The organism is Streptomyces sp. NPDC029044, assembly GCF_040637495.1.
In the GTDB taxonomy this organism is placed as follows: domain Bacteria; phylum Actinomycetota; class Actinomycetes; order Streptomycetales; family Streptomycetaceae; genus Streptomyces.
The window spans coordinates 30,175-43,846 of sequence record NZ_JBEZWN010000025.1 but is presented as its reverse complement, the minus strand read 5'-3'; the positions used below and the strand labels follow the sequence as shown (position 1 = coordinate 43,846).

Here is a 13,672-nt window from a genome sequence, read left to right as displayed (position 1 = left end):
TGCCACCTCCTGCCCCCGGGTTCCACCCGCGCCTCCAGGACCCGCCCCCCCATGACTGATCTTTCTGTCGCCCCGGTCACGGTGAAGTTCCCGCACCGGAGCCGCCGCGGCATCCTCCTCGGCCTCTCCCTGCCCCAACTCGTACTCGTCTCCTGCATGCTGGCCCTGCTGCTGATGACGGTGATCTCCACCGGGCTGCTCGGCGCCGTCGCCCTGGCACCGCTGTGGGCGGCATCCGGGGCACTCGTCGCGATCCGCCGGCACGGCCGCTCCCTGATCGACTGGGCGCCGATCGTCACCCGGTATGCGCACCGTCGCCGCACCGGCCAGACCCTCTGGCTCGCTCGGCCCGTCACCCGTCCCCGGCGGGACGGCGTCCTCCATCTGCCCGGCACCGCCGCTTCCCTCAAGGTGGTCACCCCCGGCGACTCCGCCAACGGCGCCGCAGCCGTCCACGACCCGCACCAGCAGACCCTGACCGCCATCGCCCGCGTCACCAGCCGCGCCTTCGCCCTCCTCGACCCTGCCACCCAGAACCACAACGTGAGCAGTTGGGGACGCGCGCTCGCGGGCATCGCCCGCACCGGGCACGTCGCCACCGCGCAGGTGCTGGAACGCACCGTCCCCGACTCGGGCGACACCCTCACCCGCCACTGGATCCACAACGGGCGGCCCCAGACCCCCGTCGCCGGACAGATCTACTCCGAGCTGGTCTCCTCTGCCGGCCCTGCCGCCGCCCCGCACGAGACCTACCTCGCCATCTCCCTCGACCTCAAGGCCGCCCGGCGCCTGATCAACCAGGCCGGCGGAGGGCTGCCCGGGGCGTTCACCGTCATGGAGCAGACCACCGCGTCCATCGCGCAGGCCGCCCGCAACGCGGGTCTTCAGGTCACCGGCTGGCTGAGCGCGCGGGAAATCGCCGCCGTCATTCGCACCGCCTACGACCCGAAGGCCCTCGCCGCGCTCCAGCAGTGGTCCGAGACCGGCCGCGCCGAAGCCGACCCCGCAGCCGCCGGTCCCGTCGTGCAGTTCGAGGAGTACGACCGCCTCGCCACCGACAGCGCACGGCACGCGACGTACTGGGTGGAGAACTGGCCGAGGACCGAGATGGGGGCCGGGTTCCTGCACGGGCTGATGTTCACGGCCGGCGTGCGCCGCAGCCTCTCCCTTATATACGTGCCGCAGGGGCTCGAGTCCGCACTGCGGGACGTCCAGCGCAAGAAGGCCGCGATCATCGCCGACGCCAACGAGCGCGCACGCCGCGGGCAGGTCGAGTCCGAAGAGGACTCCGTCGAGTACGCCGACGTCAAAACCCGCGAACGCCAGCTCATCGCCGGGCACGCGGACGTCGCACTGACCGGCCTGGTCACCGTCACCGCCGAGACCGACGCCCTCCTGGACGCCGCCTGCGCACAGATCGAGACCCACGCCGTCACCTCCGGAGTCGATCTCCGCAGGCTCAACTACCAGCAGCCCGACGCCTTCGCCCTCTCCGCACTCCCGCTCGCCCGCACCGCCCTGTGAACCAGCCGCGCCCGTGCGCACCCCGGCCCACCGCACTCCGGATCACCCGCGACGGGGCGCCCCTCACTGCCCTGCCTACCGGCAGGAAGGATCACCACCTTTGACCTCTCCTACGCGCCCCGACGACGCGCACCCCTACCTCCGCGCCGCGAGCGCCGGCATCCGCCACCACGCACGGACCCTGGCGCCGTCGGACGCGGACACGCCCAAGCCCGGAGATCGTCTGCACCTTGACGTGCTGCACGCCCACCTCACCGCTCTGCTCCAGCTTCTGGACCGGCTCGCTGACCACACCCGGCCCCCTCACCCGGCCGCCGGACGTCACCTGGCCACCGCCCACACCAGGCTCTGGCAGGCCACCACCGAAGTCCACGCCGCCTTCCACCTGCTACCTGGCACAACCGAGGCCAACGCCGGGACGAGCTCCTGTCATCCAGAGCGGCTTCCGGAGGGTCCGCCCCTGCTGACCATCTGCCAACGCCACCTCGCCGCCGGACACGTAGTCCGCCGCAAAACCACCCCCACCGACCTCCGCCCGCGCACCACGGCCTGCGTGCGATGAGCACCACCCGCAGAATCGAGGGCCCCCGATGAGCCACCGGCCCGCCCGTCGCGCCCGCCGCGCGTCCGCCAGCCCGCTGTTCACCCCCCACGGCACCGACCGCGCCAGCCGCAAGGCCGCCCGCCGCCAGCTCGCCGAGGCCACCGCCAAAGCCCGCGCCGAAGCCAGCGCCCACCAGAACGAAAGCACGCCCGCCGAGCACCAGGTGCCCGCCCCGCTCTACCCACCGAGCGGACGCCCCGGGCCCGCCTCCTCTCGCGGGAACCGGCTGAAGCTGCCCGCCCACCGCATGACCACCGCGGTCGCGGCCGGCGCCTATCCCTTCCTCGCCGAAGGCGGACTCGGCGCCGAGGGCATCTACATCGGCCGCGACGTCCACGCCGAAGCATCATTCGTCTTCGACCCGTTCGCTCTGTACGGCAAAGTCGAGGGCTTCACCAACCCCAACCTGTTGCTCGCCGGCGTGATCGGCCAGGGCAAGAGCGCCCTCGCCAAGTCCTTCGCGCTGCGATCGGTCGCCTTCGGATACCGCGTCTACGTCCCGTGCGACCCAAAGGGCGAGTGGACTCCGGTGGCCGAAGCCCTCGGCGGCCGGTCCGTCGCCCTCGGGCCCGGACTCCCCGGACGCCTGAACCCCCTGGACGCGGCCCCGCGCCCGGAGAGCGTGGCCGAGGCCGACTGGGTCGGCGAAATCCGCAAGCGGCGCCTGCTCCTGCTCGGCTCCCTTGCACGCACCATCCTGGGCCGGGACCTGATGCCCATGGAGCACACCGCCCTGGACGTCGCCCTCGACGCCGTCGTCACCCGCGCCGCCGACACGCACCGCACCCCGCTCCTCGGCGACGTCGCCGCCGCCCTCAACAACCCCCACGAGCTCGACGAGGCCGCCGGGATGATGTCGGGCCAACTCGGCGACGCCGCCCGCGACCTGGCCCACGCCATGCGGCGCCTGGTCCACGGCGACCTGGCCGGCATGTTCGACGCCCCCTCCACCGTCGCATTCGATCCGAACGCGCCGATGCTCACCATCGACCTGTCCCGCCTCGGCGGCTCCGGGGACGACACCGCCCTCGTCCTGGCGATGACCTGCGCGAGCGCCTGGATGGAATCCGCCCTCTCCGATCCCAGCGGCGGCCGGCGCTGGATCGTGTACGACGAGGCATGGCGCCTGATGCGGCACGTCGGCCTGCTCCAGCGCATGCAGGCCCAGTGGAAGCTCAGCCGCGGCCTCGGCATCGCCAACCTCATGGTCATCCACCGGCTGTCCGACCTGCTCACCGCCGGCGACGCCGGATCACAAGGCCGGGCCCTGGCCGAAGGACTCCTCGCCGACTGCAGCACCCGGATCATCTACCGCCAGGAGACCGACCAGCTCCACGCCGCGGCATCCCTGCTCGGTCTGACCTCCGTCGAGATGGACGCCATCGCGCACCTCAACCGAGGGCGTGGCCTGTGGAAAGTCGCCGGACGATCCTTCATCGTGCAGCACCTCCTGCACAGCCACGAACTGGCGCTCTTCGACACCGACGCCCGCATGCACTGAAAGCAGGAGCCCATGAGTTCCAACCCACGTCGCGAGCTGATACCCCGCAACGCCACTCTCCACCTGACCGACTCTCTCGACGCCCTGCAGTCCAGACTCCGCTCTCCGCCGCCGAACAGACACACCTGCTGGACGACGAGGCCGAGTGCCCGCCACGCCGCCCTACGCCGAACTGCTGCAGCACGCCGCCGAGGCACAGGCCCTCTCCCGCGACATCCTCCACCTGACAGCCGACTTCGCCCGCCGCAGCCACAGCACCACCCGCGCCGGCACCGTCGTCCTCGCCCACCTCGCGACGGCCGCCATATCGAGCCACGCCGCACCCGCCTTCGCCAAGACAGCGGAGATCGCCCTCGCCCTGCCCCGCTCCGCAGGCCCGACCGACCGGCAGCACTCGGAGAACCGGATGGTCATCGACCACGCCACAGCACGCGCCTACCTGCGCCGCTCCTCGGACTCACTCCGCCACGCAGCCAAAGAACTCAACGACCACCTCGACATCCACCGCTTCTTCCGCCCATCTCCACCGCAGCAAAGCCCGACGCCTCCACCACCCGGGCCGAGCGGTCGCCACCGATAGCCCCGAGCCCGATCATGACCGCAAGGAGCCCCCTGAACCGCCCCGCACACTTCAGCGACACCGACTGGGCCGACTACCAGCAGTGTCAGGCCGATCACGACGACCTCATGGCGCAGACCGTCGACCGCGAAGCCCAGTCGGAACATGACCTGATCGCCGTCTACGACGAGTACGCAGTCGACCTCACTCCGGGTCCGAAGCCGGAAGCCGACCTCGCTCGCCGGACGCCTCCGCCCCGTCGGACATCAGCGTCCCGCAGGAGCAGCCGTGGCCGCTGACGAAGCGAACACCTCAGATGCCCGCACAGCTCCCCTCGCGCCGATTCCCGACCACCGCAACGTGAACACGCCGTGGTGGCAGGAGCTGTGGCGTCGCCACGCACACGTCATCACGCCGCTGCGGGCACGCGGACTGCAGTGCGACATCGAGTTCGGCCTCAGCACCTACAACGTGCGCGTCTCGCTCCCCGACGGCAGCTACCTGGTCATCAGTCCGCCGCAGGAACCGTCCTCCGAGCGACCGCCCGGAGACCCGGAGGGCTGGATCGCGACTCGCGAGCACCCCGACGACCAGACGCTGTTCGAGGTCCTCTACGACTCAGCTCCCTCCGACGACCCCGGTGCTCCCCAGCGGCCCGAAGCCCGCCACGGCGGCAGCGCCCAACCCCTGATCGAGGCGATCGACCACCGCCTCGCCCAGCTCGGGCTGCTACCACACCCCGTCTTGCCCCACGAAAGCCCACACGTGCACCCACCCCAACCGGCACCCCCGCCCGAGCCCCGGGATGTCCCCGGCACACCACACCGCGGCCCCGTCTACGTCTACGGCGACGCGCTGCGCGATCTGACCGACCGGCTCAACGCAGCCGAGTCGCACGCGGATGCCGCTGCCCTTTTGCATCAGATCCTTGAACCCACCGACGGCCTGCTGGCACAGCTCGGCGAGTTCTTCGAAGCAGCCGGCGAGAAAGCCAAGGAAGCCGAGGAGGACGACGGCTTCGACCTGTCCTACGACCTCGCCGACGCCGCTGCCGAGATCCGCAGCCTCGGAGAGGTCCTGCATGTGGCCGAGGACCGGATGCGGGCCCTCACCCCGCTCGCACCCGCACCGCGGCTACCCTCCACCCCGGCTCGTGCACCGTCCCTTCCGCCGCGAGCCCTCCCGTCGGCTCCGCCGCGGCACACGCGCTGACGCCGCACCGCCGCCGCACTCCCCTTCCCACCGCCTACGGGGACAGAGGTCGCGCACTTCGCGTCCACGGCGTGGTCCAGCAGCTCACGGCCAAGGGCATCAGTGTGAACCTCCGCCACTCGGCGCCCACGACCAGCGCGGCCTTCCGCCGGCATCGCCGAAGACAGCACCCACGACCAGTCGTGCCCGCTCATCCCCATCCGCCCAGCAGACCTTGGAGCCCCCCTATCCGCACCGCTCGCCGTACCCTGCCGATGTTCGTCGGCGCCGCCTGCCTCGCCCTGGCCCTCACCGGCTGCGCCGGCGAAGACGGCCCCGCCCATGCCCGGCAGACGCCCCGCGCCAGCACCGCCCCGAAGCCCGTGCCCGCTCTCAGCGCCGCCCAGGCCCGCGACGTCATCACCCGCTATTCGAAGATCAACAACGAGGCCAACACCGACCGCGACCGGCGCCTGCTCGACACGGTCGAGGACGGCCCGCTGTACGCGATGTCCATCTCGGACTACACCGAGACCGAAGGGCTCCCCGCGGTAGACCGCAAGCCGTAGAGCCGTGGTCCTACGACTCCGCGGACGCCAAGTTGTACATCCCGCGCCTGGGAGCCGGACAGAACCGCTGGTTCGCCGCCGCGCTCTCGGACCAGAAGGGTAAGGCCCCCTCGCGGTTGGCCGTGTTCGCCGAACGCCCCCAGCACAAGCGCTGGGAGATGGTCTCCGTCGTCGACCTCGACAGCCCGGACCTGCCGGACATCGCCCTCGACCACGACGGATACGCAACGGCCGTCACCACCGACGGCAACAAGCACCTCGCTGCCGACGCCAAGTTGCTGCGCACCGCGGTCCTCGACAACTTCGCCACCGGAGGCACGAACATGGGGACGAAGGTCTTCGCACCGACCAAGGCGAGCAAGCGGCAGATCGCAGTCCACGACAAGACAGGCACCCGCTTCGGGGCCCAGGGCACCACCGTCTTCGCCGGCGCCGCCAACCACTACACGGACGCCTACGCCCTCAAGACCACCGACGGCGGCGCGCTGATCCTCTTCTCCCACACGCACACCCAGACCGACGCCGTCGCGCACTCCGGCGTTCAGATCAACCCCGGCAAGGACGACCGGGCCTGGCTCCACGACGTGCCCCGCACCTCCATCCGCTACACGTTCGTGTGCAACGACGCCGCCACCGTCCCCGCGAAGGCCGAGCCCTCCCGCCTGATCGGCTACACCTGCGCGCGTACCGACGCCTCCGGCCCTCCGGTCCCGTCCTGGTCCGACCGCGCGTAGACGCACCTGCGCGCCACCGTGATGGCCGCCGAACATCCCCCGCACCCCGCTCGCTCCGGAGAATCCCCTGTCCCGCTCCTTCATCGCCCGCCCCACCCGCGGTACGGGATACACGGACATCCACGTCCAGCTCGACGGCGTACCCAGCCACCACCTCCCCTTTCTCCTGGCCGCCTACCAGTACAAGTTCGGTCGCAACATCGAGGCCATGTCCCGGCACCTCATCGACGACGTCGCCGTCGGCTGGGACGAACTCGGCACCGATCTCCTCGACGACGCCCCGCCCACACTCGTGACCGCGCTGACCGGCGGCGAGCACTGGCCCAGCCGAACCCTCGACCACCTGATCACCCCGGACGGCTCACCCCCGGTACGCATGTCGGTCACCGACACGACCGCCGACGAGCAGGACGTGCAGTGGGGGTACGTCCTGCACAAGGAGGGCGTCGAGGTGATCAGCCTCCTGCACGAGGACATCGGCCCGATCGTGGGCTGGTCCACCGACCCGCGCACCGCCTTCAACGACCACCCGGCGGCCTGGTCCGCCCTCGACTCCCCGCCCGCCATGCGGGCATCGCGCGGCAGGCGGCTCCAGAGCGCTCCTGCCGCAGCCCCGGCGAAGGCCGGCGCCCCGCGCCCCGCCGCTAGTTCCCCCTCGTCTTCCCGGAGCCTTCTCTGCCCCCGTACACCACGCCCCTGATCACCGTCGTCATCGCAAGCCGCCTGCGCGAAGACCGGCTGGACTACCTGACCGCCATGCACGCCAGCCTCACCCGGCAGTCCGTGCCGTGGGAGGCCATGATCGCGCTCGACGGTGCTTCGCCCGACCGTCTGCCGGCCCCGCTCGCCCAGGACCCGCGCGTTCGCACGCTGGCGCTGCCCCGTCCGGTCGGCGCCGCCTGCGCCAGGAACCTGGCCCTCGCTCACGTACGCACCCGGTACACCAACTGGGCCGACGACGACGACCTGTTCCCCGACGATGCGATGGCCGTACGGCTGAACACCCTGGAGTCGACAAGAGTCGGCTGGTGCGCCGGCTGGAGCGAGGACCAGCACCCCGACGGCTCGACCACCCTGTGGCGCTGCCCCACGCCGCCCGGCCGGCATGAGGCCGGTGACGTGTGACGTACTGGAAGTCGCCTGCGGACACCATCCCCATCGGGCCGACCACGATCCTCGCCCGCACCGACCTCGTGCGCGCCGCTCCGATGGGCGGCCTCGTCCAGGGCGAGGACTACTGCGCGGCCCTCGGCGTCACCGCTCTCGCCCCCGGGATCCTGCTGCCAGTACCCGTATACAGGTACCGCAAGTGGGACGGGCAGATGACGGCCCAGGTCGGATACGACCGGCTGGAGGCAGCTGCCCGGGAGCACGCCTGGGCTTACGGCCGCAGCCTGCGCGCCGTCCTGCGCGGTGGCGAAAACCTGGTCCGTGGCTGAGGCGCAGATCGTCCTGTCGCACAGCCAGGGAGTCCGGGATCGTCACGATCGCCTCGGGCGAGCAGTACCGGTGGGCGCACACCGCCCTTCCGTGCCGAAGCAGGAGCGCCGAGCACACGCGTGGCCAGCCATCGAGACGTGGCTCGCCGACGGCGAAACGTCCTTTCGTCAGGCCCGCATCAGCGCACCCCATCGTCACCCGGCCCCGCCCGTCACCGCGCCAGCCCGCCCCCTCACCGCGGCCCGGCCCGCGCACCGCGGCCCCTGACCCTTCCGCCCCACGCCCCGAGGAGAGCCCCGCCCCCTTGCGACCCGGCACCCACTTCGCCTTCGGCGACCACGAGGAACACGGCTTCGTGGCCTCCTTCACCGCCGCCCTGCCCGCGCACCTCGCCCACTGGTACCTGGAGCGCGAGCAGTTCGAGCCCGTTCCCGGAGAACCCGGCCTGTACCGGCTCAGCGAGCCCCAGCGCGACGGAGTCCGCCGCACCCGCCAAGCCGTCCACGACCTGCGCCGCCACGGCTACACCGTGCAGGCCGACATCCGCCTCGACCCGTCCCTCTCGGCCGGCCCGCCGCGCCCCGTCCGGCCCAACGGACTCCAGGAGCGCCGCAGCCGGCTCACTCAGGCCGCCGCCGGCCGGACGACGCAGCGCTCCACCCCGCCCACCACCTCCCCGCCAGCGGCCCGGCCGATCCCGTCGAAGCCCACGTACGCTCCGACCGTCCATTTGACGGCCGCGACCGGCGGGCGGTCACGATGACACCCGCGAGCAGCCCAGCCCTCCACGACCCCTTGCCGACAGCTCCCGAACTGGTAAACCGGGCACGCGACTTGCGCCTACGGATGGCGGTCATCGACAGCGAGACCGAGGCCGCGCTCGACCTGAGACGCGACCTACGGCCGTACCGTCCACGCGGGCGCCGCCGCAGCCGCACGAGCCCACCGTGACAAGGCGGCGGTGGAGGCGTACGCCACCCACCTCGCCCCGCACGCCGAGGCTCTCCTCGATGCCGCCCGACTCGTGCTCGACGAGCTGCCACCCGCCCGGCACCTGACCGGGTGGCGGGCCGTCCTGGACGGCCTGGCTGCCTCCGCCGCCGAACTCCACCGAGCCCTCGACCGGCCGGCCGCGCCCGGCTCCCCTGTCGAACGCACTCAGCACGCGGCCTTGTGGCCACACCTCACCGCCTGGGCGGACCACAGCTCCATCGCCAGCAACCTCGCCGACCAGCGCGACGGCCAGCACCACAAGGCTCCGCTGACCGACGAAGAGCAGCAGATGTGGACCGAAAGGGCCCAGGCCGCGCAGCGGCGCGGCGAGCTGGGGCTGACCGAGTCGTGGTATGCCGCCGACGGACAGCCGATCACCCTCACTTACCTGGTCGAGGACAACGACTCGACGGTGGTCGCGCTGCGCGGCGACCCGGGCGTACCGGGCTGGCAAGTGATCGGGCACTACGCCCACGAGCATGAGGCGGGCAAGGCCCTGCCCGCTCCGGCCCCGCCCGGCATCCTGCGCGCGGACGTCTCCCGGTTCAACCGCCCGGCACCTGCCCCGGAGGTGTCCCTGCAGGAACTCAGCCGCGACGTTGTCGAAGGCCACACCGCCGGTGACGCCTCGAATGCTCTCCTCGGAACCGTCCAGCGCGGCTACGCCGCCGGCCCGATGGTCCGCCTGCAGGAACTCCTGGAGACGAGCAACCAGTTCGCCAGCGCCCTGGAGACCGTGCAGGGCCACCAGATCGCCGCCCGCCTCTCAGCGTTGCGACGGCAGATCGAGTTCCTCACCCGTGAAGTCGAAGAGGCAGCCGAAGACCTCGGCGCGACCGTCGCCGTCCTGCCCCCGCACCGCACCCCCGTGCTACGCGCCCGCCCGCGCCCGGCCGTGGACACCACCCCGCCCACGCCCCCACCCCGCGCCAGCACAACCGCCCGCCACCGCTAGACCCCGAGAAAGCACCCGTTGTCCCCGACCGCACCCCCGGCCCCGGCACCGCGCATCACCTACGGCGCGGTGCTGGGCAGCCCGTACGTCGCCCGCCTCCTCGGCGGCACCCTCACGGGCCGACTCCCCAACGGCATGGCGCCCGTCGCCATCCTCCTGTGGGCCACCACGAGCGGCAGCAGCATCGCCTTCGGCGGACTGCTCAGCGCCCTGTACGGGCTGTCCTCCTCGGTGGTGCAGCCCGTCAAGGGACGCCTCATGGACCGCCACGGCCAGATGGCGGTGCATCTTCCGGCCGCCGTGCTCAACTCGGCTCTCCTGGTGACCCTTCCGCTGACGGGACCGTACGGCGGACCGGGCCTCGCCACGGCCCTCGTCGTCGCCGCCGGCCTGACTACCCCGTCCCTGGAGGCCGGGCTGCGGGCCCTGTGGCCCAGCGTGCTGCCCGACGCCCGCCTTCGACGCGCCGCGCTCGCCCTCGACACCGGTACGCAGGGCCTCCTGTACATCGTCGGCCCACTGCTCGTCGCCGCCCTTGCCTCCGCGTACAACCCCAGCGTCGCGCTCACCGTCACCGCCGTCCTTGGCCTGGTCGGCACCACCGTGGTCGTCCTCGCTCCGCCATCGCGGCGCTGGCGATCGACGCCGTCAGTCGACACCCGGCACGGTCCCGTTGGACGGCTGAACAGCCCCGGCCTGCTGCTCCTGCTCGTCTCGCTCACCGGCATCGGGTTCGCGATCGGGGCCATGAACGTGTTGTCGATCGCCATGGCCGAGCACCACGAACAGGACATGCTCTCGGGCATCATCCCCGCCGCGTTCTCCACCGGCAGCTTCCTGGGCGGTCTCGCCTACGGGCGCCGCACCTGGAGTCGGACCACCGCCGACCGGCTGATCATCGCCAGCGCCGCGTTCCTCGCCGGATGGCTCCCTCTCGCAACCCAGCCCGCGCCGTTTGCGGCCACCGCCGCGGTCGCCGTGCCTGGTGCGTTCCTGACCATCGTGGTCGCCTGCGCCTACGTGACCACCGATGCCCTCGCCCCCGCGGGCCGGACCAGCGAGGCGTATGCGTGGCTGATCCTCTCGATCGGCGTCGGGCAGTCCGCCGGTACCGCTCTGGCCGGACGCCTCGCCGAGCAGACGCTGGCCAGCGCGGCGCTCCCCGCCGCCGGCGCGGCCTTCGCCCTCGCCGTCCTTCTCGCCGCGCGCCGACAGCTCCGCCCCGCCGGGCACCGGCCGCCCGGCCGACACCGCCGCCCACTCCGAGGCCGGCACAAGCCGTCCTGATCAGGGCACGCCCCCACCTTCCAACACCTTTGAGGAGATCGAATTATGGCCGTGCGTACGCACTGGACCGTGGAGCACGCCTGCTCCCACAGCGTGGATCATGACCTGTCCAATCGTCCTGCCGACAAGCGGGCGGGCTTTGCCCGTTGGCTCGCGTCGAAGGACTGCACCGACTGCTGGAAGGCGGCGCGCGACGCCGACTCCGAGTCCAAGGAGGAGTGGCTCGCGACCAAGCGGGCCGAGGAGCAGGAGGCAGCCGTCGCGTGGGCGAAGCAGTTCGACATGCCGCAGTTGGAGGGCCCGGAGAAGGCCCTGGACTGGGGCGAGCGCTCCCGCCACCAGCTGATGACGGCCGCGCACACCGCGCTCGTCGGCGAGGGCACTTGGGACGAGGCGGACTGGGCTGAGCTGGAGGAGAAGGCCCGCTCCATCACCCGTGCCGGATGGTGGATCGACCAGCGCGACGCCGAAGGCACTGACCTGCTCGAACTCCTCGACGCGGCCAGTGAGGCGGACCGCGGGACGGAGAACCCGTTCCGCTGACGGCGGGGCAACATAGCCGGGAAACGCCGGTTAGCCAAACCGGCGTTCCTCCGGACTATTGATGCTCCCACCCCGCCAGCAATCGCGTGGAAGGAACTCATGTCCCAGCCCCCTCCCACCTCGGCGTTCGCACCGACGACCGACCCGCTCACCCCCGACCGGGACATCACCCACGCCCACTTCCAGGCCGGTGACGCCGTCGTCGTCCTGAAGGGGGTGGCCGGCGGAGAACTGTGGGGCGACGCGATGCGCGTCGTGGCCCCTTCCTGGCACACCCCGACCGACGAGGACGGGTGGCGGCTGCGTGATGCGACAGGCGGCGTCCAGTCCTACGTCACCGCCCACCCCCGCTACCTCGTGCACCTCTCACGCCGCTGCCCTGACTGCCTGATCTATCTACGGGCTATGGAGGACACCCTCCTCGCACGGTTCGCCGATCGCGACGAACTGATCGACTGCGGCTGGTACACCACCACCGCCCTGGGCCAACTCGTGCACATCGCCGACATCCGGAGCGGCCGGTGATCCCCCGCCTGCACGAGCGGACCCACCGGCCCCACGACCCGCTCGAAGAGGCCCTGGGGCGGCCGGTCTCACCGAACGAGGGCCTGACGGAGCACACGATCATCGCCCACTCCCCCGGCCTGGATTACTTCACCCTGGACAACGAGCAGAGGATCTGGACATCCGTCCAGTGGGCCGAGCACCTCGAAGAGCCCTACCTGGAACATCCGTTCGCCGCCAGCCCCGACGACGACCGGCGGGCGATCCTCCACCTCGACATCCGCCTTCACCCGGACGACCGGGAACTGACCGGACCGGAGTGGGCCGAGGTCGCTCAACGGCTCGCACGAGCCGCCGGCATCGAAATCCCCGGCAAGGAACATGGCTGCCGATGGATCGCCGTCCAGGCCCAGCCCGGCCGCCTCGACCTGATCGCCAACCTGATCCACCTCGACGGTGCGTGGCACGCTCCTCCCGCGGACAAACTGCGGCGCCTGGCAAGGGAGGCGCGTCGCATCGAACAGGACCTCCACCTGATCCCTGTCCGATCCGTCCCCCCTTCGCGGCCTGCCGTCCGCGCGGCGCTCACGGCGTCGGCCCAGCTCGCGACCATCCTCACGCAGCTCGCCAACGAACAGGCCGGCCCTCTGGCCGCGGTACGCGGACTCGTCGAGCACACCTCGCACCGGATCGCCCGCCAGCAGGGAGCAGCCAGCGCCGATACGGCACACCGCCTGGAGCTGATCGCCCGCCGCCTCTACGCCATCCAGCAGGACCTGGACACCACCGCAGACCGCCTGGTCCATCCCGGCGCCGTCCCGGCCCCGGACGCCGTCCGGCACAACGCCCACCGATCGCCGTAGGAGAAACGTCTCCTTGCCCCGTACCGACCGCTTCCTGGACATCCGCCGCGACCCGCACTCGGACGAACTCCTTGCCCGTGGCGGTGACTCCGAGGCGCACAGCATCCTAATCCGTAGGCAAGGGCGGTCCGGGCCAGTCAAGAGGAGCTTGGGCTGTTCGAACATCAGGGCCGTCATGTCTTCGCCCATCCGGGCCGGTGGTGGTCTTCCCGTAGAACGGCGGGCGGCTCCGATGTTCGTGGTGGCGGTTGCGTGGACGTCCGGGCGGATGCCCTTCAGAACCCCGGCCTGGATGCCTCACGCTAGAGCGGCGGCGTTCGGCGTCTTCGGACCGTCACCACGGTGAGCGTGCCGGCGCCCGTCGGCGCTGGACGGATGCCCAACAGCATCCCGGCCCTCATGCCT

At 71.6% G+C, this 13,672-nt stretch carries 14 protein-coding genes and 2 pseudogenes; all 16 read left to right on the top strand.

Going from position 1 to position 13,672, the window contains the following annotated elements:
- The first annotated feature begins 51 nt into the window (after window positions 1–51).
- The gene (locus AB0E85_RS21000) at window positions 52–1,524 is read left to right on the top strand and encodes an SCO6880 family protein (protein WP_361929230.1); all 1,473 of its coding nucleotides are present in this window, start codon (window positions 52–54) and stop codon (window positions 1,522–1,524) included.
- Window positions 1,525–1,624: 100 nt separating this feature from the next.
- Window positions 1,625–2,086 (top strand): DUF6238 family protein, encoded by a 462-nt coding sequence (locus AB0E85_RS20995; protein WP_361929228.1) that lies wholly within the window; start codon window positions 1,625–1,627, stop codon window positions 2,084–2,086.
- Between the two features lie 28 nt (window positions 2,087–2,114).
- Complete coding sequence (locus AB0E85_RS20990) at window positions 2,115–3,629, top strand: ATP-binding protein (RefSeq protein ID WP_361929225.1); 1,515 nt, start codon at window positions 2,115–2,117, stop codon at window positions 3,627–3,629.
- Between the two features lie 145 nt (window positions 3,630–3,774).
- Complete coding sequence (locus AB0E85_RS20985; protein WP_361929223.1) at window positions 3,775–4,209, top strand: hypothetical protein; 435 nt, start codon at window positions 3,775–3,777, stop codon at window positions 4,207–4,209.
- 14 nt (window positions 4,210–4,223) lie between these two features.
- The gene (locus AB0E85_RS20980) at window positions 4,224–4,487 is read left to right on the top strand and encodes a hypothetical protein (protein ID WP_361929221.1); all 264 of its coding nucleotides are present in this window, start codon (window positions 4,224–4,226) and stop codon (window positions 4,485–4,487) included.
- Window positions 4,477–5,400: a hypothetical protein gene (locus tag AB0E85_RS20975; RefSeq protein ID WP_361929218.1), complete on the top strand. Its 924-nt coding sequence runs from the start codon at window positions 4,477–4,479 to the stop codon at window positions 5,398–5,400. The genes AB0E85_RS20980 and AB0E85_RS20975 overlap by 11 nt, the downstream gene beginning before the upstream one ends.
- 254 nt (window positions 5,401–5,654) lie before the next feature.
- Window positions 5,655–5,948: a hypothetical protein gene (locus tag AB0E85_RS20970; RefSeq protein WP_361929214.1), complete on the top strand. Its 294-nt coding sequence runs from the start codon at window positions 5,655–5,657 to the stop codon at window positions 5,946–5,948.
- A 32-nt stretch (window positions 5,949–5,980) separates the two neighbouring features.
- Complete coding sequence (locus tag AB0E85_RS20965; protein ID WP_361929211.1) at window positions 5,981–6,682, top strand: hypothetical protein; 702 nt, start codon at window positions 5,981–5,983, stop codon at window positions 6,680–6,682.
- Window positions 6,683–6,890: 208 nt separating this feature from the next.
- A complete protein-coding gene (locus AB0E85_RS20960) occupies window positions 6,891–7,382 on the top strand; it encodes a hypothetical protein (protein ID WP_361929209.1) in 492 nt (163 codons plus the stop codon).
- A 56-nt stretch (window positions 7,383–7,438) separates the two neighbouring features.
- Window positions 7,439–8,121: pseudogene (locus AB0E85_RS20955) on the top strand (glycosyltransferase).
- A gap of 305 nt (window positions 8,122–8,426) precedes the next feature.
- Entirely contained in the window at window positions 8,427–8,885 is a 459-nt protein-coding gene (locus AB0E85_RS20950; protein WP_361929207.1) for a hypothetical protein, read from the top strand.
- Window positions 8,882–10,070, top strand: a pseudogene (locus AB0E85_RS20945) (hypothetical protein). Before AB0E85_RS20950 ends, AB0E85_RS20945 begins: the two are co-directional and overlap by 4 nt.
- Window positions 10,071–10,088: 18 nt before the next feature.
- On the top strand, window positions 10,089–11,357 hold the full coding sequence (locus AB0E85_RS20940) for an MFS transporter (RefSeq protein WP_361929204.1): 1,269 nt from the start codon (window positions 10,089–10,091) through the stop codon (window positions 11,355–11,357).
- A 45-nt stretch (window positions 11,358–11,402) separates the two neighbouring features.
- Window positions 11,403–11,900 (top strand): hypothetical protein, encoded by a 498-nt coding sequence (locus AB0E85_RS20935; protein ID WP_361929202.1) that lies wholly within the window; start codon window positions 11,403–11,405, stop codon window positions 11,898–11,900.
- A gap of 99 nt (window positions 11,901–11,999) precedes the next feature.
- A complete protein-coding gene (locus AB0E85_RS20930; RefSeq protein WP_361929199.1) occupies window positions 12,000–12,425 on the top strand; it encodes a hypothetical protein in 426 nt (141 codons plus the stop codon).
- Window positions 12,422–13,267, top strand: a complete 846-nt coding sequence (locus AB0E85_RS20925) for a relaxase/mobilization nuclease (RefSeq protein WP_361929197.1) — start codon at window positions 12,422–12,424, stop codon at window positions 13,265–13,267. Before AB0E85_RS20930 ends, AB0E85_RS20925 begins: the two co-directional genes overlap by 4 nt.
- Window positions 13,268–13,672 lie beyond the last annotated feature (405 nt).